Here is a 23,139-nt window from a genome sequence, read left to right as displayed (position 1 = left end):
CGACTCCCTGCGGGAAACTATGCCGAACGCTCTCGCCCCTATCGTCCGCTCGCTTTCCGATCGCACCAGTCTGTCGCTGGCGCGCACCTCACTCTTCAGGTTCATGGCCTTGCTGGCTGTGGTGTTTGCCGCCGCGGCCTACTCGTTGGTCTATCTGGCCCATGAACTGGACCGCTCCGAGCAGGTTGAAAGCGCGTTCTATACCCGCAAAGCCGTGCAGTCGCTGGAAAAGTCCCTGCGGGTGACGGTCAAGGACTACGCCTTCTGGAGTGACGCCTACAAGCATTTGCATATGACGGTAGACGCTGATTGGGCCTTTGTCCGTGGCAACATCGGCGCCACGCTGTTCGATGATTTCGGCTTTCAAGGCCTGTTCGTGGTCGACGACGCCGACCGCACGGTGTATGCCGTCGTTGACGGCCAGTTACAGACCGTCGAACTCAACCAGTGGCTCGGTGGGCCCATCACCGAGATTCTTGAGCAGGCTCGCGCGGGCGCAGACAATGAGACACCCGCCACGGCCTTTATCAACGTGCACGGCAGCCCTGCACTGGTAGCTGCCGCCGCCATCACCCCCGGTACCGACCCCACGGTGTTGCCCGACGGCCGGACAGCGTCGGTGCTGATCTTTATCGATATTCTCGACAGCGCCAAACTGGCGGTGATCGGCGATGAATTCGGCGTGGACAAACTGCACGTCGCCACCGCCGATGAAATCGGCAAGACCTTGCTCTTCCCCCTCGGCGACAACGGCTCGGCCGGCAGCCTCCACTGGGAGCCGGCTCGTCCCGGCTTGCGCCTGATGGGCGTAGGCCTGCCGCTGCTGGGCCTGGCTGCGCTGCTGGTGTGCGTGATGACCTGGGTCATTTCGCGGCGCACCACCGCCGCCGCGCTGGCCCTTGATGCCAGCCACTCGTCGCTGCAAAACAGCCAGAATGCCCTGGCCACCAGCGAAGCACGCTTTCGCGATGTGGTGGAGGCCAGCTCCGACTGGGTGTGGGAAATCGATGCCGGTTGGCGTTTTACTTACCTGTCGGAGCGCTTCGAAAACGTCACCGGACTGGCCCGGCAAACCTGGATCGGCGCCACGATGAACGACCTGCTGGAGACCGACGGCGGCCTGCTGTCTCAATGGCTGAGCATGCCAGGCCGACGTCCCGATATCAGCGTGCAATGCCGCTATCGCGATGCCGACAGACAGGAACGCACCACGCGCCTGTCTGCGCGGCAGATGCCCTGCGGCGGGTTCCGAGGCACGGCAACCGACGTGACCGAAGAGGTCGAAGCCCGGCGGCGCATCGAGTTCCTGTCCCAACACGACGCTCTCACCGGGTTGCCCAATCGCACGCGCCTGCAAGCGTTCCTCGGCGGCAAGTTGAAGGCGCTGGCCACGTCGGGGCGACCGTTAGTTATGCTCAGCCTGGACCTGGACCGCTTCAAGCCGGTCAATGACCTCCTCGGGCACGCCGCTGGCGACCGCGTGCTCAACGCCGTCTCAGGCCGCCTGGCGGCCTGTGTGCGCCATGGGGATCTGGTCGCTCGAGTGGGCGGTGACGAGTTTGTGTTGATTCTCACCGAGGCAGGCACCCAGGGGGAAGTCGAGGCGCTGTGCAGGCGGTTGATCGATTCGATCGAACAGGCCATCCGCATCGACGAACAGGAAGTGTTCATCAGCGCCAGCATCGGCATTGCCCTCGCGCCCAACGACGCCAGCGAGGTCACCGAGTTGCTGCGTTATGCCGATATTGCGCTGTACGAGGCCAAATCTGCCGGTCGCAATACCTGGCGTTTTTATTCAGGGGAAATGAATGCCCGCATCATTGAGCGTCGCCGTCTGGAAAGTGACCTGCGCTATGCGATCAAGCACGGGGAGCTGCGCCTGCACTTCCAACCGCGCTACCGCATCGCCGATGGGCAGATGGTGGGTGCCGAAGCACTGGTTCGCTGGCAGCATCCGGACCGAGGCCTGATTGCACCGGACACCTTCATCGCGATTGCCGAGGAGTCGGGGTTGATACTCTCGCTGAGCGACTGGGTACTGAAAACCGCCTGTGCCTGTGCCGCCGCCTGGCCGGATCACTTGTTTGTGTCGGTAAACCTCTCACCCACGGAATTCAAGCGCGGCGACCTGGTGGAGCGCATACGGCGAGCCCTGGACAGCGCCGGCATCCACCCCACGCGGGTGGAACTGGAAATCACCGAAAGCGTGATGCTCGAAGATGCCGTCGGCGCACTGGCAATCATGCACACCCTGAAGCACCTGGGCATTCGCATCGCCATGGATGACTTCGGCACCGGCTATTCCTCCCTGAGCTATCTGCGCGAATTCCCGTTCGACGGCCTCAAGATTGATCGCACGTTCCTGAGCCGGCTTGAGCAAAGTGAAGACGACAAGGCCATCATCCAGGCCATCGTCGGCCTGGGGCGCGCGTTGTCGTTGACCGTCACGGCCGAGGGCATTGAGACCGCTGAACACCTGGCAATGCTCAAGGCGGTGGACTGTGAGGAAGGCCAGGGCTACTTTCTCAGCCACCCGCTGGATCTCGAGGCGTTCAACAGCCTGTTGGACGTGCACGCCGGCCTGGTGCAGTCATAACGCGCGGCTGACCGGCTCTACCTGAAGAAATGACTCGGCGTCTTGCCAAACTGTTTCTTGAACATGCTGGTAAACGCACTGGGGCTTTCATAGCCCAGTTCCAGGGCGATATCGATCACCTTCTCCCCCACCGCAATCCTCTCCAATGCCAGCAGCAGCCGCGCCTGCTGGCGCCACTGGCCGAAGGTCATGCCGGTTTCCTTGCGGAACAGGCGCTGGATGGTTTTCTGATCCAGGTTCAGGCGCTCACTCCAGTGGGCGACAGTGGAGGCGTCGCCGGGCTCTTCCTGCAACGCGAGGCAAATGCGCTGCAGGCGCGGGTCGGCGGGCTGGGGCAAGGACAGTGGCAAGGCCGGCAGGATGGCGAGTTCGTCGAGGATCAGGTGCATGATCCGCGCATCCCGCGAGTCCTCGGCATACGGTGGCTTGAGGCTGACCGACGCCTTGATCAGCTCGCTCAACAAAGGTGAGATGCTGACCGTCTTCGGCTCGCCGGGCATGTTCGGGAAGCGATCCGGGCGCACGAATACGCTGCGCATTTTCAGCGTGCCCACACAGCGCAGGGAATGCACTTGGCCGGCGGGCATCCAGATTCCGCGATTGGGTGGCACTGTCCATTGGTTCAACGCCGAGTACACCACCATCACGCCTTCGATGGCGTAGAGCAGTTGGTGTTTCTCGTGGCTGTGTTCGGGGATCACCCAGTTTTCCGGGTAGTCGGTGGCAGAACTGATGACCGCCCAAGCGCCTTCGTTGATTTCCTGCAAGAATTCATTGAGTGGTTTAATCATTTCGCCCTTTTTGCGATGGTTGTCGCCCGAATTACGCGAGACAGGCATTCCTGACGAATCTAGCATGAACGCCGAATCATTTTGTAATGGATGGCGACCTTAAGAAGTTGCCGCCTCTGATTAGCTGCCTTGTATGGAATGCCTGCATGTCGACCCTCACCGCGTCACCCGCCGCTGCAACCACCACACCCCAAGCCAGCCCTTTGGTCATGCGTGTTCTCGGCGCCTGCGCCCTGGCGCATTTGATCAATGACCTGATCCAGGCTGTGCTGCCGTCGATCTACCCAATGCTCAAGGCCAACTACGGCCTGTCGTTTACCCAGGTGGGCCTGATCACCCTGACGTTCCAGCTGACCGCATCCCTGCTGCAGCCGTGGATCGGCTACCACACCGATCGCCACCCGAAACCCTGGCTGCTGCCGGCGGGCATGGTCTGCACCTTGATCGGCATTCTGATGCTGGCGTTTGTCGGCACGTTCCCGGCGATTCTGCTCGCAGCAGGCCTGGTGGGCGTCGGCTCGTCGACCTTCCACCCGGAAACCTCCCGCGTTGCGCGCCTGGCGTCCGGCGGTCGCTACGGCCTGGCGCAATCCACCTTCCAGGTCGGCGGCAACACCGGCAGTGCTTTCGGCCCGTTGCTGGCGGCCGCGATCATCATTCCTTACGGCCAGGGCAATATCGCCTGGTTCGGGTTGTTTGCAGTGTTCGCCATCTTGGTGCTTTACGGTTTGAGCCGCTGGTACCGCAACCACCTCAACCTGTTCAAGCTCAAGCAAGGCGGCAAAGCCACCCACGGCTTGTCCAAAGGCCGCGTGACCTTCGCCCTGGTGGTGCTGGCCGTGCTGGTGTTCTCCAAATACTGGTACATGACCAGCCTGACCAGCTACTTCACCTTCTACCTGATCGAGAAATTCCAGCTGTCGGTCGCAAGCTCCCAGATGTACCTGTTCCTGTTCCTCGGCGCCGTGGCCGTCGGCACCTTCGCCGGCGGCCCGATCGGCGACAAGATCGGCCGTAAGAAAGTTATCTGGTTCTCCATCCTTGGCGCCGCGCCGTTCACCCTGGCCCTGCCCTACGTCGATCTGTTCTGGACGGCGGTGTTGAGCGTGGTGATCGGGTTCATCATCGCGTCGGCCTTCTCGGCCATCGTGGTGTATGCCCAGGAACTGGTGCCGGGTAACGTGGGCATGATCGCCGGGATCTTCTTCGGCCTGATGTTCGGGTTCAGCGGGATTGGCGCAGCCTTGCTCGGTTTGCTCGCCGATACCCACGGTATCGAGTACGTCTACAAGCTGTGTTCGTTCCTGCCGCTGGTGGGCATCCTCACGGTCTTGCTGCCCACGACCAAGGGCGCCTGACCTGCCGATCATCGCCTGGCCGTGTGCCACCACGATGAAAGCTCTGAAAAACCTGCGTGTGCGCTTACAATCCCGGTTCTAAACGCACACCAGGCAGACCCGGCAAGAAATGACGCTCGACCCTCCTACGATTTTGGCACTCACCGTTGCCCTGGCAGCCGCTGCCGCCCTGTATCTGGCCGTTGAATGGCGCAGTGTGCGCGAACCTTCGCTGCTGTACTGGAGCGCCGGCTTCGCCACCATCACCGTCGGCTCCACCCTCGCGCTGCTGCGCCTCAATGGCTTCTTGATGATTGGCATCTGGTTCGCCAATGGCTTGCTGGTGACCGCGCACTTTCTGTTTTTGCTCGGCGTGGCGCGGTTCACCCAAGTGCGCCTGTCGCCGCTGTGGCTGCTGATGTTGGTGGTCTGGCTGGGCATGTTGGCCCTGCCAGCCGATCTGCCGTGGTCCAAAGCCATGCTGGGCGTGCAGTCGCTGCTGGTGGCATTGCCGACGTTGCGCGCCAGCTTCCTGCTACGGCCCCACGGCAAATCCTTGAGCATCGGCGCGGTGCAGTTGCGCTATGTACTGCTGATCCACGGGGCGTTCTATGTGGCCAAGGCACTGTCGGTGCTGGTCCCCGGCACCTTGATCGACCTTGCCGCCTTCAAGGGCGAGATCATTCAGGTCTCCCTGGTGGAAGGCGCCATGGCGATCATGCTGATTGCATTGTCGATGACCGGCTCCGAACGCTACCGCCGCGAACAACAGATCGCCCGCCTTGCCGCTCGCGACCCACTGACCGCGCTGTACAACCGCCGCGCCCTCGACCTGCGCGCACCGCGCCTGCTGGCCCAAGTGTCGCCGGCGCAACCGGGTGCGCTGCTGCTGATCGACATCGACAACTTCAAATCGGTCAACGACCTCCACGGCCATACCGCCGGCGACCGTTTGCTGATCGCCTTGAGCGAGATGATCCGCGGCGTGGTGCCCCACGGCGCGTTGGCGGCACGCCTGGGCGGGGATGAATTCGTGATCCTGCTCAACCCGGCCTCCACCGAACAGATCGTCGAACTGGGCAGCAGCCTGCGCGACCAGTTTCACCAACTGGCCTCGCAAACCTTCAACACGCCGGCGCCGGTGACCCTGAGCATCGGCGCCAACCTGTTCGATCAACCGCCGCCAAGCCTGGCGGCGTTGATTGAGCAAGGCGATACCACGCTGTATGAGTCCAAGCGGGGTGGGCGGGATAGCATCCGCCTTGTCGACCGCACGGGTTCAAGCTCCTACGGTTAAAGGTCGTAACTGACCGCCACGCTACGCCCAGTCCTCACCGACTCCAACGCACAGCTCGCCAAATAGTTTCTGGCGACGGTCCATCAGGCAGACCGAGTCGACGCCATCGCCAGCAAGCCAGCGCCTACAAAACCGCGTACCCACCCCGTACCCACGATGCGAAGCGAGCCGCTCTTGATCTTGATCTTGATCTGGCTTTTGATCTCGCTTTTGATCTTAGGCGCCCCATCAAACACGCTGGCCGGAATTCGACAGGGATTTGGGGGGTAAACCGGCAGGGATGCCGGTTTAGCCGCCCCGCGCCATGGATGGCGCGTGGCGGCGGCCCCCCAAATCACTGTCGGATTACGGGCACACCGAGCCTAAGCGAGGTGCCGAGTGTTGGGGCAAGAGCCTTTTGATTACTTTTGGGCTTTTCAAAAGTGAGCCGCCGTAAGGGCGGAACCAATAGAAGCCTTTACCTAAACAACGGATATGTACCCGATCAGATCCAACATCCAGGCCGGCTATCAGGCCGCCTTCGCAGGCAAGCCAGCTCCCACATTTGGATTGCGGGGTGACAGTTAGATTGTGGTCGTCCATACGAGCGCTGGCGGGAGCAAGCTCCCTCGCCACAGGTCCAGCGCCGTACTCAGAACTGTATAGATACCTATGCCCTGAAGGCCTACCCCTCAGCCGGCGCCGACAATTACGTCAGAGCAAACCGCCCGCTACCAACCCACCCAACCCGAACAGACACACCGTACCAACCGCATAGGCAAGCGTGCGCCAAGGCTGCCATCCGCCCAAATACAGCAGCGTATGCGCCACGCGCGCCAAGGTAAAACCGCCGAACAGCCCGGCAGTCACCCCGCTGGGCGTGCCTAACACCACACACAACCCGCCCATCACAAAAAACAGCGGAATATTCTCCAGGTCATTCGCCCACGCCTTGCCCGCCCTCACCACCTGCGGCAGTTCCTCTGCCTGCGCGGCGCAGCTGAAGAACGCCGCATCCTCCCGATTAGTAAACGCCCGCGCCCGTAGCCGAAAGCCTCCCTGATAACAGGAAATCGCAAACATCTTCAGGCACAGCAACAGCACGCACAGTGCGTAGACCTGCAGAAGCTCACTCATCTGGGCCACCCCGCACCACCAGATAAAGCAACGGCCCCACCGACACAAACACCGCCGTGAGCAAAAAATACGGCACCACTGACGCCACCGACCGACCGCGACGCTGCGTGTCCCGGTACATCCACACGCACGCCAGCACCGCCATCAGGTACAGGTCGATCACCACTTGCGCGGTGTCCGGCCGTGACAGCAGTTCCCGTCCAAAGGCCAGCAGCGACTGCTCAGCCGTGAGCATCGTCGCCAGGGTGTACAGCGAAAACCCGAGCAAACCAGCCAGGGCAACATAGGGTCTTTTCATGGTCGCGTCCTTGAGGTGATAAAGGCCCACGTTAGTGATAGGGTTCGGGCCCTCGCAATGACCTCGGAGGTCATGATCCCGCCATGGACACCCCTGCTACCGCCGGCGAACACCTGCGCCAACTGCGCAGGCACGCCAAGCTGAGCCAGCTCGACCTGGCCTTGATCACTGGCGTTTCCCAGCGTCACCTCAGTTGCATCGAAACCAGCCGGGCCAAGCCGAGCCCAGGGACCTTGCATAACCTGCTGACAGCGCTCGAAGCACCGCTGGATCGCTGCAACCAGGTGTTCCTCGCCGCTGGATACGCGCCGCGCTACAGCGCAACGCCGCTCGCCTCCCCCGCCATGGCCGCGATCCGCGAAGCGGTCAGCCATGTATTGCACGCCAACAATCCAGCCCCGGCGATCCTGTTGGGCAGCCAATGGGAAGTGCTGGCGGCGAATGCCAGCACCGGCGTGCTGTTCGCACTGGTGGGCATAGCGCCGGATGCCGCCGACGGCGTGAACCTGCTGACCACGCTGCTGCAGCCCGGCGGCCTGGGCGATCACTTGATCAATGCCGAGGAGATCCGCACCCTGGCCTGGCAGCGCGCCACCCGTGAGGCGCTGGACAATCCTGGCTTGGCTACATTGCTGGCGAGCTTGCCCACACCGGCCAGCACCGAACGGCCTGAACAGATGCCGCCGCTGGTGCTGACGCGCATTCGCTCCAGCCATGGAGAGTTGAGTTTTCTGTCTACCTTCACCACCTTCGGCATGCCCCAGGACATCACCCTCACCTCCCTGCGGATCGAACATCTGATTCCCGCCGACGAGGCCACCTGGCAGGTGATGCGCGGTGCCTATGCGAGTTATGCGGCGCTGGTTTTGTGAAATATCTGTACGTAGACTGCCGCCATACCCCCCACTTGAAGGCGGCGAAAAAAACCTGATGCAAGTTACCGAAGTCTCCATTGCCCAGTTGCGCGCTGCGCTTGAATCCGGCCAGACCACGGCGGTTGAACTGGTCCAGGCCTACCTGGCGCGAATCGATGCCTACGACGGCCCGCAGACCGCCACCGCCTTGAACGCCGTGGTGGTGCGCAACCCCGACGCCCTGAAAGAAGCCGAGGTGTCCGATGCACGCCGGGCCAAAGGCGAAACCCTGGGGCCCTTGGATGGCATTCCCTACACCGCCAAAGACAGCTACCTGGTCAAGGGCCTGACCGCCGCCTCCGGCAGCCCGGCGTTTGCCAACCTGGTCGCCCAACGCGATGCATTCACCATCGAGCGCCTGCGCGCCGGTGGCGCCATCTGCCTGGGCAAGACCAATATGCCGCCGATGGCCAATGGCGGCATGCAGCGTGGTGTGTATGGCCGCGCGGAAAGCCCGTATAACGCCGATTACCTGACCGCGCCGTTTGCCTCCGGCTCGTCGAACGGTGCCGGCACCGCCACGGCAGCGAGCTTTGCAGCGTTTGGTCTGGCCGAAGAAACCTGGTCGAGCGGCCGTGGCCCGGCGTCCAACAATGGCCTGTGCGCCTACACTCCGTCTCGCGGGGTAATTTCGGTGCGCGGCAACTGGCCGCTAACGCCGACCATGGACGTGGTGGTGCCTTACGCGCGCACCATGGCCGACCTGCTGGAAATCCTCGACGTGGTGGTGGCCGAAGACACGGACACCCGTGGCGACCTGTGGCGCCTGCAGCCCTGGGTGCCGATCCCGAGCGTCGCCTCGGTTCGCCCGACGTCCTACGCTGAACTGGCCGTGAGTTCCGAATCCCTCGCCGGCAAACGCTTTGGCGTGCCGCGCATGTACATCAACGCCGATCCTGACGCCGGCACCAGTGAAAAACCGGGCATCGGCGGTCCCACCGGGCAGAAGATCAACACCCGCGCCAGCGTGATCGACCTGTGGGAAGACGCACGCCAAGCGTTGGTTGCGGCCGGTGCCGAAGTCATCGACGTAGACTTCCCGCTGGTGTCCAACTGCGAAGGCGACCGCCCTGGCGCACCCACCGTGTTTACCCGTGGCCTGGTGTCCAAGGAGTTCCTCCACGATGAACTGTGGGAACTGTCGGCCTGGGCCTTTGATGACTTCCTGCGTGCCAACAATGACCCAGCCCTCAACCGCCTGGCGGATGTGGACGGCCCGAAAATCTTCCCCCACGATCCCGGCACCCTGCCCAACCGTGAGGACGACCTGGCCGCGGGCATGGACGAATACGTGCGCATGGCCGAACGCGGCATTACCCCGTGGAACGAGATCAGCACGGTCCCCGATGGCCTGCGCGGTTTGGAACAGACCCGCCGCATCGACCTGGAAGACTGGATGGACACGCTCGGTCTCGACGCCGTGCTGTTCCCGACCGTGGCTGACGTAGGCCCGGCGGATGCTGACGTGAATGAAGCGTCGGCTGACATCGCCTGGAGCAACGGCGTGTGGGTCGCCAACGGCAACCTCGCCATCCGCCACCTGGGCGTACCGACCGTCACCGTGCCGATGGGCGTGATGGCCGATATCGGCATGCCGGTGGGGCTGACGTTTGCCGGACGGGCGTATGACGATTCGGCGTTGCTGCGGTTTGCGTCGGCGTACGAATCGACCGGCAGCAAGCGCCTGGCTCCGCCACGTACGCCGCCGCTGGCAGCTGGCTAAACGCGGTCAAACATGTGGGAGCGGGCTTGCTCGCGAATACGGTCCGTCAGCCACAAATAGGCTGACTGATCCACCGCTTTCGCGAGCAAGCCCGCTCCCATATTTTCGCCTGTGTTTCAGATCAGGCAATGTGGGGCACGGCAATCAACAGGATTGCCGTGCCATGGGTCAATGTCGCCGCCAACACCCCGTAGCGCATGCGCACCAGCGCGCACGCCAACCCTTCGATCAAGGTAAACAGCAACACTGGCCAGCCCAGCTGAGTCACACTCAAGGCCAGGAACCCATGGCAGGCCGCGAAGGCCACGCCACTGCCCAATGCCGCACGCAACGGCGTGACATGTTGCTCCAGATAGCCCTGCAAGAACCCGCGAAACTCAGTACCGCCATGCCTTGAGTAATCATCGATGGCTCAACCGTGCGCCACCGCAATCATATCGATCTCCACCGCCGCCGATTTCGGCAACTGCATCACGCCAATCGAGGTGCGCGTATGCACTCCGGCGGCGCCCAAAATCTCGTGCAGCAAGTCCGACGCGCCGTTGGCCACTTCACTCTGTTGGTCAAAATCCTCGGCACTGCGCACATACACGGTGATGCGCAGGATTGCCTTGACCTGGTCCAGCGAACCCAAGGCCTGCTTGAGCAAACCCAGGCAGCGCAATGCACTGATACCGGCGGCGATTTGCGCCTGGGCCAAGGTCAAGGTGTCTCCGACCTTGCCCGGCAGCACGATGGCATCGCCGACCCGGGGAATCTGGCCGCTGATGTACAGGTGGTTACCGTCGCGAACCAGTGGCATGTAGTTGCCACCGACTTTGAATTCATCCAGCTGATAGCCGAGACGTTGCTGGGCGGCCTGGTATTTTTCGTCGGGTGTCATGGGCGTGAATCCTCGTTTCGGCGTTGCCACTCGTCCACCACGTCGCCCAGAGTCTTGGGCACCTCGTTGCGGATCCAGGCCATGAACGGCCGGTCGAATTTGAACCCTGGGCCGCAGTGTTCACGCATGAAGCGGCGGACGTTTTGAGTGTTTTTGTAGTGTGGGGTTACCGGAGTGGCGCGGGTGAGCGTGTCGCTGTGCCAGTCAAAATCCATTTTGTCTCTCGGGCAGTGTCAGGTTTCGGCAGTAGCATAGCGATGTGCTACTTGCACAGGAAGCGAGGGATGATTAGATCAACGTGTTGAGACATCGTATAAGTTTTCGTGTGTTTTATAACGCCTTAAAGCCTAATCTTTTCAACATATTTCGAAATTTCACTTTCCTTCCCCACTCGAAATATTGCATGGTTGTACGACGACTCAAGCTGTCGTGCCAGCCCCCAACAACAATAAGGAAACACCCATGCAAAACGTCAAAGTGCTGATCGGTTTTCTGTGCCTGTTCACCGGTTATGTCGCAGCCGCGCCTGCCCCTGCCGAAAAGGATGTGGCCCAAGCGGTCGACCAACTGACCCAAGCCATGCTTCACCTGGACCTCAAGCAGCTTCACGCGCTGACCGCCGACAAGCTCACCTACGGCCACTCCAGCGGCAAGGTGCAGAACAAAGATCAATTCATCGCTGACCTGGAAACCCACACCAGCGCGTTCAAGACCCTGGAAATGCAAAACCAGACCATCACCCTGCAAGGCGACACCGCCCTGGTGCGCAACCACTTCCACGCCCTGGCGGTGAACAGCGGTGTCGAAGTGCCGACGGATATCGACAACTTCCAGGTGTGGCAAAAGCAGAAAGGCAAATGGCTGCTGATCGGGCGTCAGGCTTACAAGTACTGATGCCCAGCGGTGAGCCGCTGAAACCGGCTCACCACGCCACCACCTTGCGCACCTTGAGCAACGCTTCGCGCAGTGCCGACATCGGCACCGACCCCAAGGCCAACCGCAACGCATGCGGGACATGTCCCGAGACGGCAAACGGCTCGGCGGTGGACACTGAAATATTGTCGCGCTGCAAGGTCATGGCGACCTGATCGGCCCGGGCGTCTTCCGCCAACGGCAGCCATAGAAAATACGACGAGGGATGGCTGATGGTGGTCAGCCGTTTGAACACCTGAGCGGCCAAAGCCTGGCGTGCCTGGGCGTCCTCGCGCTTTTGCGCCTCAAGCTGTGCCACGGTGCCATCCTCCAGCCATGCCACCGCCATGGCGCTCATCACACCGGGTACATTCCAGGTGGTGGCCATGATGGTCCGCTCCAGCGTCTTTACCGATTCCATCGGCGCCGCGACAAACCCCACGCGTAGGCCCGTCGCCACGCTTTTTGACAGCCCACCCACATACACCGTGCGTTCCGGCGCCAGCGTCGCCACCGGGGGCGGTGGGTCTTCAACGAGGAACGCGTAAGCCGCGTCTTCAATGATCACCAGATTGTGCTGACGGGCGATGGACACCAGCCGTTCGCGTTGGGTCAGATCCATCACCCAACCGAGGGGATTGTGCAGGGTCGGCATGCTGTATACGGCGCGCACCGGGCGCTTGCGACAAAGGTTTTGCAAGGCTTCCAGGTCCGGGCCGGTCGGCGTCACCGGGATCGCGACAATTTCCAGGTGCAGGGTTTCGGCCAGTACCTTGAAGCCCGAGTAGGTCAACGCATCCACCGCGATCACATCCCCGGGCTTGAGCAACGCCATCAGGGTGACCGCCAAGCCGTGTTGGGCGCCGCTGACCAGCAGCACCTGGTCGGCCTCCACGCTCAATCCTCGGCTGAGCAAATGCCGTGCGAATGCAGCACGCTCATGCTGGCGCCCGGCGTGAGGCTGGTAACGCAGCAGGGCTTCGAGGTCGCCGGATAACGCTAACTGGCGTAACGCCGTGCGCAACAGGTCTGCCTGGCCCGGCAACGAGGGGTAATTGAAGTTGAGGTCGAGCATCCCCGCCGCCACCGTCATCTGCCCACTGCCCTGCCCCGGTGGCAGCGAGATTTCGCGCACAAAGGTGCCACGCCCGGTCTCACCACTGACCAGCCCCATGGCCTCCAACTCGGTATAGACCCGACTGGCAGTGACCAGCGCCAGACCCTGTTCGGCAGCCAACTGGCGGTGAGTCGGCAGGCGCGTACCGGGCGGCATCTTTCCGCTGCGGATGTCTGCGGCGAACCGGTCGACCAGGGATTTATAGCGGGCGCGGGGCATAGGGATGTATCCATGACAATTCTTTGATTGTCTTAATGCTCGCCCCTAGGATGGCTCGCATGCAACCCCCTCTTTCTTCGGGCACACCCTCATGGAACGTACCTCTCGCCTCAACACCCTGGACACTGGCACCCAAGGCTGGATCAACGGCTTTATCGGCGTGGTGATTTTCAGCGGCTCATTGCCGGCCACGCGCCTGGCGGTGATGGAATTCGACCCGGTCTTCCTGACCATGATCCGCGCCGCCATCGCGGCCGTTTTGGGGGGAGTGCTGCTGTGGCTGTTCAAGGAGAAACGCCCCGCACGCCCTCAGTGGATGTCGCTGGCGGTCGTCGCCCTTGGCGTGGTGATCGGCTTCCCGCTGCTCACCGCGCTGGCGCTGCAATACGTGACCTCGGCCCACTCCATCGTGTTTATCGGCTTGCTGCCACTGGCCACTGCGGTCTTTGGCGTGCTGCGCGGCGGCGAACGCCCGCGCCCGGTGTTCTGGCTGTTCTCGGTGCTCGGCAGCGCGCTGGTGATGGGTTATGCCTTGGCCCAGGGCCTGAGCGCCGCGCCAGCCGGCGACGTGCTGATGCTGCTGGCGGTATTGGCCTGCGGCCTGGGTTATGCCGAAGGCGCCAAGCTGTCGCGCAGCCTCGGCGGCTGGCAGGTGATCTGTTGGGCGCTGGTGGTGTCGCTTCCCGTGGTGCTGCCCTTGAGCCTGGTGCTGGCGCCGAGAACCTTCACCGGCATCAGCCTGCCGGCCTGGCTGAGCCTGGGCTATGTGTCGCTGTTCAGCATGCTCATCGGCTTCGTGTTCTGGTACCGCGGCCTGGCCCAGGGTGGCATCGCCGCCGTCGGTCAATTGCAGTTGCTGCAACCGTTTTTCGGCCTGGCGCTGGCGGCAGGCCTGCTGCATGAGCAGGTCAGCCTGGGCATGGTGCTGGTGACGGTCGCGGTGATCGGCTGCGTGGCCGGCGCAAAGAAGTTCGCGCGTTAACGCTGCGGCGCGACCATCTTGAACTTGATGTTGATGTCATTGGACACCACGCTGTTGCCGGCCCACTCGCCCTCGCCAATCTTGAAATCGCCGCGCTTGAGGATGAACTCACCGTCGAACACACCAATGCCGCCCTGTTCCTTGAGCACCACGTCAACGTCCACCGGGCGCGTGGTGCCCTTGATGGTCAGGTGGCCGCTGATCATGTAGCGGTTGTCCCCCAGGGCCTTGACGCCGGTGGATTCGTACACGCCCACCGGATAGGTCGCGGTATCGAACCAGGACGCGCGCTGCAGTTCGTCGTTGGCGTCCGGGCTGCCGGCGTCGATGCTGGCAAGCTGGATCTTGAGCAACGCATGCCCGGCTTCCGGCTGCTGCGTGTCGAAGTTCAAGGTGCCCTCGAAGTCGCTGAAGGTGCCGTATACGCGCTGCCCCAATTGCTGGTAGGTAAAGCTGATCTGGCTGGCGGTGCGGTTGACGTCCTTGTACTCCACCGCTTGTGCGCTGGCGCCATAGGCAAGGATCAAGGCCAGTACCGCGACCGGGGACATTCGTCGTTTCATGCAGCGCTCCGCTAGAGGTAAGGACACAGGGCGACACCAGGGATTTATTCCCATCCGGCGCCTGTCCTGCTAAACAGAGTAGACGCACACGCACCTATAAGGACTCTGCATGCACGCCCCTTCACTCCAGGATATTACCGCGCCGGAAGGCATTTGCTACGGCTGCGGCGGCAGCAACCCCCACGGCTTGCATATCAAGAGCCGTTGGGACGCGGACGGCCTCCACCTCGTCGCCGAGCACCTGCCCGAAGCCCAATACAGCGGCTGGCCCGACCTGGTCTACGGCGGCCTGATCGCCATGTTGGTGGACTGCCATTCCAACTGGACCGCCATGGCCTACCACTACCGCGCCGAACAGCGCGAACCCGGCAGCCTGCCGCGCATCGACTGCGTCACCGGCAACCTGGGCATCAAATTCATCAAGCCGACGCCCATGGGCGTCACCCTCACCCTGCGCGCACGGGTCGAGGGCGATGTGGGGCGCAAGACCCGCGTGATCTGCGAGGTGTACGCCGGTGACGTGCTCACCGCAGTGGGTGATTCGATCTTCGTGCGTGTCGACACCGGCCAACTGGCCGCCGCCGCCCATGGCCGTGAGGGCTGATCCTGGTCTACATTGACTGCCACCGCTAATCGAGGACTGCACCGATGACTCGTCTGACCGCGAAAGACTTTGCCCCCGAACTGCTGGAACTCTATGACGGCTACGCCCACGGCAAGATCAACCGCCGCGAATTTCTCGACCGCGCGGCGCTGTTCACCTTTGGTGGCCTCACCGCCTCCGCCCTGCTGGCGGCGCTGAGCCCCAACTACGCGCTGGCCGAACAGGTGAAATTCACCGACCCGGACATCGTCGCCGACTACATCACCTACCCCTCACCCACAGGCAACGGCACCGTGCGCGGCTACCTCGTGCGCCCGGCCAAGGCCACAGGCAAATTGCCCGCAGTGGTGGTGGTTCACGAAAACCGCGGCCTCAACCCTTATATCGAAGACGTCGCCCGACGGCTGGCCAAGGCCGGCTTCATCGCCCTGGCGCCCGACGGCCTGACCTCGGTCGGCGGCTACCCCGGCAACGATGAAAAAGGCGTGGAACTGCAGCAGAAGGTCGACCCGACCAAGCTGATGAACGACTTCTTCGCCGCCATCGAATGGCTGATGCACCACGACAGCAGCACCGGCAAAATCGGCATCACCGGCTTCTGCTACGGCGGCGGCGTGACCAATGCGGCCGCCGTGGCATACCCGGAACTGGGCGCAGCGGTGTCGTTCTATGGCCGCCAGCCAGAGGCCAAGGATGTGGCGCGAATCAAGGCGCCGATCATGCTGCACTACGGTGAGTTGGACACGCGGATCAATGAAGGCTGGCCGGCTTACGAGAAGGCGTTGAAGGCAGCCGGCACTCCCTATGAAGCGTATATCTACAAGGGCGCCAACCACGGCTTCCATAATGATTCAACGCCGCGTTACGACGAAGCGGCGGCGAATCTGGCGTGGGAGAGGACGCTGGGATGGTTCCGCAAATACCTCGTCTAGGGCAGAGTGCGGCCCGGTCGGGTACTGGATCACAACCGGCTCGGTCGTACGTGCATTTCGCAAATGTCTGCTTGCTCATCCAGCCAGTGCCTTCATGCTCCACGTTTTTATAAAAGGAGCGCTTGAAAATGCCCTGTGAAACCTGCCAAAGGCTGGGTGAGTCTGTTACATGGCTTGACTTCGGAATTAAAATCACCCGTTTGCCCGTCATACCGTTGTGCCCGAAGGAGCAAGATCTCTATCGGTTTTTTGTCGAGAGTCACCTGGTATGGAAGGTGGACCATTTAGACGCCTACGGTCAGTTCTGGCTGTGCGTGCAATATGATGAACAGCGATATGAGCTGCTTGCACCGCTTCCGGGCACCTATGAAAAAATCCTCTGCGACCCGCCCTATCCGGTGCCTAGGCATTGACGGTGTCGCGCAACCAGCCCTTGAATGCCAACATCGCCGAGGTCTCAGCCCGCGATTGCAGGCGGGTCAGCCAGTAGCTGCCGGTGGTAATGCCGACATCGAACGGTTGGCGGATGACGTCGCTCTCCAGTTGCCGCGAGAACATCATCGCCGGTGCCAACGCTACGCCCATGCCTTGCAAGGCTGCCTCCATCATCGCCAACGAAGAATCGAACACGATGCTGCGTGGCACCAGGGTATCGGCGGGCAACCCGGCGGCCTGGAACCACAGGCTCCACTCATCGGCGCGGTAGGAGCGCAACAAGGTGTGCTTCAACAGGTCGGCGGGTGCCTGCAGTTGCTCGGCGAGTTGTGGCACGCAGAGCACCGTCAGCGGCGCCTCCAGCAGTTCGCAGGCGTCCGTGCCGTGCCAGGCACCTGCGCCAAAGCGGATCGCATAGTCCAGGCCCTCGGCGGCAACGTCGACGCGGTTGTTGTGGGTGGACAGGCGCAGGTCGATAAAGGGATAACGGCGTTGGAAGTCCGTTAGGCGCGGCAGCAACCAGCCGACCGCGAAGGTGCCGACCGCCCCCACGGTGAGGACCTCGCGGTAGTGCCCCCCCTCAAACTGGCCGAGGGTATGGGCGATGCGGTCGAAGGACTCACGCAACACCGGCAATAAGGTTTCCCCTTCGCGCGTCAGCATAAGGCCCCGTGGCAGGCGCTTGAATAATGTGAGATTAAGTTGCGCCTCCAGGCTTTTCACCTGGTGGCTGACCGCCGCCTGGGTCACGCACAACTCGATGGCCGCCCGGGTAAAGCTCAGGTGGCGGGCGGAAGCCTCGAATGCGCGCAGGGCATTGAGGGGCAAATGTGAACGCAGCATGCTCTACCCTAGATTTTCTAATGGCAGCTGCAAGATATCATCGTTTGTCGAGGGCGGTGAATCCCACTAGATTTGCGACGCCTGCGCAGGCTCAAATCGTCAGTGCACCCTCTACATGGAAGCGAGTCACCATGAACACCAGCGTACGAAATTTCCTGTTTTCAGCCCTTTTTATCGGCTCCGGAACCTGCACGGCCGCCACCGACCTGCGCAAGGTCGTGGACAGTAGCGTCGAGCCCCTGATGCAGCAGCAAGGCATCGCCGGCCTGTCAGTGGCCGTCGTAGACAAAGGCAAGGTGCAATACTTTAACTACGGAATCGCCAACAAGGACAACCAGCAACCCGTTACCCAAGACACATTGTTCGAGATCGGCTCGGTCAGCAAAACCTTTACCGCCACCCTGGGCGGCTACGCCGAGGCCAATAACAAGCTGAAGCTTTCGGACAAGGCCAGCCAGCATCTTGCAGCACTCAAGGGCAGCGCCTTTGACCGCATCAGCCTGCTGCAACTCGCCACCTACACCCCCGGCGGCCTGCCATTGCAGTTCCCGGACGCCGCTGACAGTGCCAACACCATGCTCGGCTATTTTCAGCATTGGAAACCCACTTATGCTCCGGGTGAGCAGCGTCTTTACTCCAACCCGAGCATTGGTCTGTTCGGCTACCTCAGCGCACAAAGCCTGGGCCAGCCGTTCGACGAGGCCATGGAAAAAACCCTGCTGCCCAAGTTGGGCCTGAACAACACCTACGTCAGCGTGCCTGCCGACAAAGCCGGCGCCTACGCCCAAGGCTATGACAAGGACCACAAACCTGTCCGCGTCGGCCCTGGCGCGCTGGACAGTGAGGCCTACGGCATCAAGACCAGTACTCAGGACCTGGCGCACTACGTGATAGTGAACATGCACCCACAAACCCTGGAGAAACCGCTGCAACAGGCCATCGCTACCACACACACCGGTTACTACAAGGTCAACGGTATGACCCAGGGCCTGGGCTGGGAGTACTACCCTTACCCGATCAAGCTGCAAGCGCTGATAGAGGGCAACTCCACGCCAATGGCAATGGAGCCGCACAAGGTGAAGTGGCTGAGTCCAGCCCAGGTGCAACCGGCAAACGTGCTGTACAACAAAACCGGCTCGACCCGTGGCTTTGGTGCCTACGTGGCGTACGTGCCAAGCAAGGATATCGGCGTGGTGATTCTAGCCAACAAGAACTACCCGAACGCGGAACGAGTGAAAGTGGCCCATGCGATCTTGAGTGCGTTGGACCACTAAGCACAGGCACAGATCAAATGTGGGAGCCGGGCTTGCCCGGCTCCCACAGGGTGTTGCAGGGTTGCAACTACATGCCGAGCCAGTGCGGCAGCGCCAGGGAGATAAACGGCAGGTAGGTGACCATGATCAGGAACACCAACAGAATCATCAGCCACGGCAGCGCCGCCCGAATGGTCTGCCCCAGCGTCAACCCGGTCACCGCCGAGGTCACGAACAGGTTCAATCCTACTGGCGGATGCACCAGGCCGATCTCCATGTTCACGACCATCACGATCCCCAGGTGAATCGGGTCGATGCCCAGTTTCATCGCAATCGGGAAGAAGATCGGCGCCAGGATCAACACGATGGCGGACGGTTCCATGAAGCTCCCCGCCACCAGCAGCACCACGTTGACCATGATCAGGAAACCAATCGGCGTCAGCCCTTCAGAGATCACCCACGCGGTGATTTCCTGGGGGATTTGCTCGGTGGTCAGCACATGGGCAAAGAGCATGGCGTTGGCGATGATAAACATCAGCATGATCGCCAGGCGCCCGGACTCCAGCAGCACCTTGGGGCAATCGCGCAGCTTCATGTCCTTGTAGACGAACAGCGCGACAAACGCCGAGTACACCGCCGCCACCGCTGCCGCTTCGGTCGGGGTGAACATGCCGCTGTAGATGCCGCCGAGGATGATCACCAGCAATAACAGGCCCCAGTAGGCGCGGCGTGCGCAGGTCAGCCACTCGCGGAAGGTCGCCCGTGGCTGGGCCGGCAGCTTCTTGATGCGCGCGACGATGTAGATCGCGATCATCAACATCAGCCCCAGCAGCAAGCCCGGAATCACGCCGGCCATGAACAGCTTGCCCACCGACGTTTCCGTCGCGGCCGAGTACACCACCATCACAATCGACGGAGGAATCAGGATGCCCAGCGTACCCGCGTTACAGATGATTCCGGCGCCGAATTCCTTCGGGTAACCGGAACGCACCATGCCCGCCACGGCAATCGAGCCCACCGCCGCCACCGTCGCCGGTGACGACCCCGACAATGCCGCAAACAGCATGCACGCCAGCACCGCCGCAATCGCCAGGCCGCCGCGAATATGCCCGACACAGGCGTTGGCGAAGTCGATCAGGCGTTGCGCCACGCCACCGGTGGTCATGAACGCGCCGGACAGCAGGAAAAACGGAATCGCCAAAAAGGTGTAGGCGTCAGAGGTCTCGAACAGCTTGATCGCCAGGGAGCTCACCGAGTCCTGGCTGAACATCAGGATCGACACCGCGCCGGACAGGCCCAGGGAAATCGCGATGGGCACGCCCAGGAACATAAACACGAATAACAGCAAGAACAGACAGAGCACGGCCATCAGTGACGCTCCTCATGGCTGCCGGCCAACTTGCTGGCCTCACCGGCCTCGTCGGCCAGCCCCAACCCGACCTGACGGTGGGTAAAGATGCGGTAGAAAATTTCCAGGTAGCGGATAAACACCATGGCGAAACCGATGGGCACGATGATCACGATATCGCCCACATCAACGCCGTACTGGTCGAGGTCTTCGGCGCCGATATGCGCGCCCATCACCGCACTCACCCACTTGTAGCTGGCGACCATGAACAGCCCGGCGTAGGCCAGGCAGCACAGGCACGCGAGCATGCCGAGCACGCGCTGCACCGGGCGCTTGGTCAGCTTGACCAGTGCGTCCACGCCAAGGTGGCCGGCGGTGCGCACACCGTAGGAAATACCGAAGAAAATCAGCCAACCGAACATGGCCTTGGTCAGCGCCACGCTCCAGGTCATGTCCTGGGCCCAGGTCATGGTGTGATCGCCCAGGGCATTGAGGAAGTTGCTGCTGAAGGCCCACTTGTCGGCCAGGGCAAAGAACAGCGTGTAGATGTTGTTGAGCATGACGTAGACGAATGTCACCAGGGTCATGGCAGCCAGCAGGAAGGCGATAAAACCTTCCTCCAGGTGCTCCCAGACGCGCCTTAGCGTTTGCATGGCAAAACCTCGCGAAACTGGACGGGGGTATTCACAACAAGTCACTGACGAAACCGGATCAATGTGGGAGCTGGCTTGCCTGCGATGCGGGCGACTCGGTCTTTCAGGAACACCGATGTGGTGCCATCGCGGGCAAGCCCGCTCCCACAGGCGTCGGGTTTGTTTCAGCAATCAATTACTGGTTGGAGGCGTCTGCCGCCTTGATCAGGTCAGCGCCGATTTCGCCCTCGAACTTCTGCCACACCGGGCGCATGGCTTCGCGCCACAGCTGGCGTTGCTCCGGGGTCAGTTCGATGATTTCGCTGGTCTTGGCGTCGACGATCTTCTGCTTGGCCGACTGGTTCAGCGCCTCGGCCTGTTTGTTCACCTCGACGGTGACCTCGACCATGATCTGGTCCAGGGTGGTGCGGATATCCGGTGGCAGGCCGTTCCAGAACTTGGCGTTAGTGATCACCATGTAGTCGATCAGGCCATGGTTGGACTCGGTGAAGTACTTCTGCACCTCGTTGACCTTCTGGCTTTCATAGTTCGACCAGGTGTTCTCGGTGCCGTTGACGGTGCCGGTCTGCAGGCCTTGGTAGACCTCGGCAAAGCTCATCTTGCGTGGGTTGGCACGGATCGCCTTGAACTGCTCTTCGAGCACGCTGGAAGCCTGCACGCGGAACTTCAGGCCACGGGCGTCCTTGGGTTCATGCAGTGCCTTGTTCGACGAGAGCTGCTTGAGGCCGTTGTGCCAATAGGCCAGGCCAAGGATGTTCTTGTCCTGCATCGACGTCAGCAGGTCTTTGCCCTGGGCGGCCTGGAAGCGGTCGACGGCGGCCAGGTCGTTGAACAGGAACGGCAGGTCATAGATCTGCACTTGCTTGGTGTATTGCTCGAACTTGGCCAGGGACGGTGCCAGCATCTGCACATCGCCCAGCAGCAGCGCTTCCATTTCCTTGCCGTCGCCGAACAGCGACGAGTTCGGGTACACCTCGACCTTGACCTTGCCCGGCAGGCGTTCCTCGGCGAGCTTCTTGAACAGCAGCGCGCCCTGGCCCTTGGGGGTGTTTTCGGCGACGACGTGGGCGAACTTGATGACAATCGGGTCCGCCGCCTGGGCCAGGCCTGCGGCAAATAAGGTGGCGGCGCACAGCAGCGCCCGTGAAAACTTGAGCATGGAAAATCACCTTCTTATTGTTGTGTTGTAGGGCAAGGTGCCTGATGTCGCGCGTGTAGTGAATTTCGATTTTTTGATACCTGCGTTCGGTCTGGACGAACGCCAATCTGAGCTACAACAGCGATCCAATGTAGGAGCGGGCTTGCTCGCGAATGCGGAGCGTCAGTCAATTTATAGGTACCTGATAGACCGCATTCGCGAGCAAGCCCGCTCCCACATTCTTTATTCGGTTTCTCCAGCTAGATAGAGGCGGCCAACAGCCGCTGCGCGCGCAGTAACACCGGCGCATCCACCATCTGCCCATCGATCTGGTAGGCCCCTGCCCCATGGGCGCCGGCGTCTACCACGCGTTGGGCCCAGGCCAGGTCCGCAGCGCTCGGCGCCAGCGCTTCATGGATCACCGCCACCTGCTTGGGATGGATGCACAGGGCCCCCGCGAAGCCCATTTCATAGGCATGCCGGATCGAACGGCGCAGGCCCTCGGGGTCGTCGATGGCCGGGTGTACGCCGTCCAAGGGTGCGACCAGGCCCGCCGCGCGGGAATGCACGATCAGCGCCAGGCGTGCCTGGTCCAGGGCGAACTGGGCGGCCGGGGAGTTGCTGCTCAGGTTCAGGTCCAGGGCCAGGTCCAGCCCACCGAACGACAGGCGCTGCACCTGCGGCGCCTGGGCGATTTCGGCCACGGCCAACAAGCCGCGCGCGCTCTCGATGATCGGCCAGATCACTTTGCCACTAGCCGCCACCAACGCGACCTGGGCCGCGCTCTCGACCTTGGGCAGCAATACCCCCGCTACGTTCGAGTGGGCTTTGCAGAACGCCACATCCGCGAAATGCTCGGCATGCTCCGGCGCATTGATGCGCACCCACACCTGGGCGCTGGGGTTGGCCGTCAGGAACACCCCAAGGTTGTCCCGCGCCTGGCGCTTGAGCGGTTCTTCGACCGCGTCTTCAAAATCCACGATCACTGCGTCGGCACCACTGGCCAAGGCTTTGGAGAATCGCTCCGGTCGGCTACCGGGCACAAACAGCGCAGAGCGCACAAGAGGGTTTGGCATCACACAATTCCTTATTGTCACGCCCGATGCAGGAGCTGGCTTGCCAGCGATGAGGCCCTTGAAATCAGTGCATGCTCAAGGCCGCCATCGCCGGCAAGCCGGTTCCTAC

General features: G+C 61.9%; 23 protein-coding genes and 1 pseudogene. 11 read left to right on the top strand and 13 right to left on the bottom strand.

Annotation, left to right across the window (positions count from 1 at the left end; genetic code table 11):
- Positions 1 to 19 precede the first annotated feature (19 nt).
- Entirely contained in the window at positions 20 to 2,596 is a 2,577-nt protein-coding gene (locus tag KHP07_RS07290; protein ID WP_214496890.1) for a bifunctional diguanylate cyclase/phosphodiesterase, read from the top strand.
- Between the two features lie 17 nt (positions 2,597 to 2,613).
- Here the strand turns inward: KHP07_RS07290 and KHP07_RS07285 are convergent, their stop codons facing one another.
- On the bottom strand, positions 2,614 to 3,435 hold the full coding sequence (locus KHP07_RS07285) for an AraC family transcriptional regulator (protein ID WP_099492246.1): 822 nt from the start codon (positions 3,433 to 3,435) through the stop codon (positions 2,614 to 2,616).
- Between the two features lie 98 nt (positions 3,436 to 3,533).
- Between KHP07_RS07285 and KHP07_RS07280 the strand changes: the two genes are divergently transcribed.
- Both KHP07_RS07280 and KHP07_RS07275 read left to right on the top strand, forming a co-directional pair.
- Positions 3,534 to 4,745: an MFS transporter gene (locus KHP07_RS07280; protein WP_078048690.1), complete on the top strand. Its 1,212-nt coding sequence runs from the start codon at positions 3,534 to 3,536 to the stop codon at positions 4,743 to 4,745.
- A gap of 109 nt (positions 4,746 to 4,854) precedes the next feature.
- The gene (locus tag KHP07_RS07275) at positions 4,855 to 6,021 is read left to right on the top strand and encodes a GGDEF domain-containing protein (RefSeq protein ID WP_078048691.1); all 1,167 of its coding nucleotides are present in this window, start codon (positions 4,855 to 4,857) and stop codon (positions 6,019 to 6,021) included.
- 693 nt (positions 6,022 to 6,714) lie between these two features.
- Here KHP07_RS07275 and KHP07_RS07270 read toward each other — a convergent pair.
- Both KHP07_RS07270 and KHP07_RS07265 read right to left on the bottom strand, forming a co-directional pair.
- Positions 6,715 to 7,137: an MAPEG family protein gene (locus KHP07_RS07270; RefSeq protein ID WP_214496889.1), complete on the bottom strand. Its 423-nt coding sequence runs from the start codon at positions 7,135 to 7,137 to the stop codon at positions 6,715 to 6,717.
- Positions 7,130 to 7,435, bottom strand: a complete 306-nt coding sequence (locus KHP07_RS07265) for a DUF2834 domain-containing protein (protein WP_122684845.1) — start codon at positions 7,433 to 7,435, stop codon at positions 7,130 to 7,132. The genes KHP07_RS07270 and KHP07_RS07265 overlap by 8 nt, the downstream gene beginning before the upstream one ends.
- An 83-nt stretch (positions 7,436 to 7,518) precedes the next feature.
- Here KHP07_RS07265 and KHP07_RS07260 point away from each other — a divergent pair, with 83 nt between their 5' ends.
- Both KHP07_RS07260 and KHP07_RS07255 read left to right on the top strand, forming a co-directional pair.
- A complete protein-coding gene (locus tag KHP07_RS07260) occupies positions 7,519 to 8,307 on the top strand; it encodes a helix-turn-helix domain-containing protein (RefSeq protein WP_214496888.1) in 789 nt (262 codons plus the stop codon).
- A 55-nt stretch (positions 8,308 to 8,362) separates the two neighbouring features.
- The gene (locus KHP07_RS07255) at positions 8,363 to 10,072 is read left to right on the top strand and encodes an amidase (RefSeq protein ID WP_214497078.1); all 1,710 of its coding nucleotides are present in this window, start codon (positions 8,363 to 8,365) and stop codon (positions 10,070 to 10,072) included.
- A 121-nt stretch (positions 10,073 to 10,193) separates the two neighbouring features.
- Here KHP07_RS07255 and KHP07_RS07250 read toward each other — a convergent pair.
- The 3 genes and pseudogenes from KHP07_RS07250 to KHP07_RS07240 all read right to left on the bottom strand — a co-directional run.
- A pseudogene (locus KHP07_RS07250) lies at positions 10,194 to 10,448 on the bottom strand (CPBP family glutamic-type intramembrane protease); the annotation flags it as partial.
- A gap of 36 nt (positions 10,449 to 10,484) precedes the next feature.
- The gene (locus tag KHP07_RS07245) at positions 10,485 to 10,955 is read right to left on the bottom strand and encodes a RidA family protein (protein ID WP_214496887.1); all 471 of its coding nucleotides are present in this window, start codon (positions 10,953 to 10,955) and stop codon (positions 10,485 to 10,487) included.
- Positions 10,952 to 11,170, bottom strand: a complete 219-nt coding sequence (locus KHP07_RS07240) for a DUF6434 domain-containing protein (RefSeq protein WP_078048701.1) — start codon at positions 11,168 to 11,170, stop codon at positions 10,952 to 10,954. Before KHP07_RS07240 ends, KHP07_RS07245 begins: the two co-directional genes overlap by 4 nt.
- Before the next feature lie 247 nt (positions 11,171 to 11,417).
- Here KHP07_RS07240 and KHP07_RS07235 point away from each other — a divergent pair, with 247 nt between their 5' ends.
- Complete coding sequence (locus tag KHP07_RS07235; protein WP_016979456.1) at positions 11,418 to 11,849, top strand: nuclear transport factor 2 family protein; 432 nt, start codon at positions 11,418 to 11,420, stop codon at positions 11,847 to 11,849.
- A 28-nt stretch (positions 11,850 to 11,877) separates the two neighbouring features.
- On the opposite strand, the gene KHP07_RS07230 is transcribed toward KHP07_RS07235, so the two are convergent.
- Complete coding sequence (locus KHP07_RS07230; RefSeq protein ID WP_214496886.1) at positions 11,878 to 13,203, bottom strand: aminotransferase-like domain-containing protein; 1,326 nt, start codon at positions 13,201 to 13,203, stop codon at positions 11,878 to 11,880.
- Positions 13,204 to 13,294: 91 nt separating this feature from the next.
- Here KHP07_RS07230 and KHP07_RS07225 point away from each other — a divergent pair, with 91 nt between their 5' ends.
- Positions 13,295 to 14,185 (top strand): DMT family transporter, encoded by an 891-nt coding sequence (locus KHP07_RS07225; protein ID WP_214496885.1) that lies wholly within the window; start codon positions 13,295 to 13,297, stop codon positions 14,183 to 14,185.
- On the opposite strand, the gene KHP07_RS07220 is transcribed toward KHP07_RS07225, so the two are convergent.
- Complete coding sequence (locus tag KHP07_RS07220) at positions 14,182 to 14,748, bottom strand: YceI family protein (protein ID WP_223204456.1); 567 nt, start codon at positions 14,746 to 14,748, stop codon at positions 14,182 to 14,184. The two genes, KHP07_RS07225 and KHP07_RS07220, sit on opposite strands and share 4 nt — an antisense overlap.
- A 109-nt stretch (positions 14,749 to 14,857) precedes the next feature.
- Here KHP07_RS07220 and KHP07_RS07215 point away from each other — a divergent pair, with 109 nt between their 5' ends.
- From KHP07_RS07215 to KHP07_RS07205, 3 genes are all read left to right on the top strand, one after another.
- Positions 14,858 to 15,352 carry a PaaI family thioesterase gene (locus KHP07_RS07215; protein WP_100490531.1) on the top strand — a complete coding sequence of 165 codons (495 nt, stop codon included), beginning with the start codon at positions 14,858 to 14,860 and terminating at the stop codon, positions 15,350 to 15,352.
- 44 nt (positions 15,353 to 15,396) lie between these two features.
- The gene (gene yghX / locus KHP07_RS07210) at positions 15,397 to 16,284 is read left to right on the top strand and encodes a YghX family hydrolase (protein ID WP_214496884.1); all 888 of its coding nucleotides are present in this window, start codon (positions 15,397 to 15,399) and stop codon (positions 16,282 to 16,284) included.
- A 128-nt stretch (positions 16,285 to 16,412) separates the two neighbouring features.
- Complete coding sequence (locus tag KHP07_RS07205) at positions 16,413 to 16,697, top strand: hypothetical protein (protein ID WP_100490530.1); 285 nt, start codon at positions 16,413 to 16,415, stop codon at positions 16,695 to 16,697.
- On the opposite strand, the gene KHP07_RS07200 is transcribed toward KHP07_RS07205, so the two are convergent.
- Positions 16,687 to 17,562, bottom strand: coding sequence for a LysR family transcriptional regulator (locus KHP07_RS07200; protein ID WP_078048717.1), 876 nt, complete (start codon positions 17,560 to 17,562; stop codon positions 16,687 to 16,689). The two genes, KHP07_RS07205 and KHP07_RS07200, sit on opposite strands and share 11 nt — an antisense overlap.
- Before the next feature lie 131 nt (positions 17,563 to 17,693).
- Between KHP07_RS07200 and ampC the strand changes: the two genes are divergently transcribed.
- The gene (gene ampC / locus KHP07_RS07195) at positions 17,694 to 18,836 is read left to right on the top strand and encodes a class C beta-lactamase (protein WP_214496883.1); all 1,143 of its coding nucleotides are present in this window, start codon (positions 17,694 to 17,696) and stop codon (positions 18,834 to 18,836) included.
- A 67-nt stretch (positions 18,837 to 18,903) separates the two neighbouring features.
- On the opposite strand, the gene dctM is transcribed toward ampC, so the two are convergent.
- From dctM to KHP07_RS07175, 4 genes are all read right to left on the bottom strand, one after another.
- Positions 18,904 to 20,184 carry a TRAP transporter large permease gene (dctM, locus tag KHP07_RS07190; RefSeq protein WP_214496882.1) on the bottom strand — a complete coding sequence of 427 codons (1,281 nt, stop codon included), beginning with the start codon at positions 20,182 to 20,184 and terminating at the stop codon, positions 18,904 to 18,906.
- Positions 20,184 to 20,816: a TRAP transporter small permease gene (locus KHP07_RS07185; protein ID WP_214496881.1), complete on the bottom strand. Its 633-nt coding sequence runs from the start codon at positions 20,814 to 20,816 to the stop codon at positions 20,184 to 20,186. Before KHP07_RS07185 ends, dctM begins: the two co-directional genes overlap by 1 nt.
- 175 nt (positions 20,817 to 20,991) lie before the next feature.
- Positions 20,992 to 21,975 carry a TRAP transporter substrate-binding protein gene (locus KHP07_RS07180; RefSeq protein ID WP_078048720.1) on the bottom strand — a complete coding sequence of 328 codons (984 nt, stop codon included), beginning with the start codon at positions 21,973 to 21,975 and terminating at the stop codon, positions 20,992 to 20,994.
- A 239-nt stretch (positions 21,976 to 22,214) separates the two neighbouring features.
- Positions 22,215 to 23,030 carry an HpcH/HpaI aldolase/citrate lyase family protein gene (locus KHP07_RS07175; protein WP_214496880.1) on the bottom strand — a complete coding sequence of 272 codons (816 nt, stop codon included), beginning with the start codon at positions 23,028 to 23,030 and terminating at the stop codon, positions 22,215 to 22,217.
- Between the last annotated feature and the right edge of the window lie 109 nt (positions 23,031 to 23,139).

It is taken from the genome of Pseudomonas sp. VS40 (assembly GCF_018587885.1).
GTDB lineage: Bacteria > Pseudomonadota > Gammaproteobacteria > Pseudomonadales > Pseudomonadaceae > Aquipseudomonas > Aquipseudomonas pergaminensis.
Note: the sequence above shows the minus strand (reverse complement) of the source record. Positions and strands in the feature narration are given on the sequence as shown.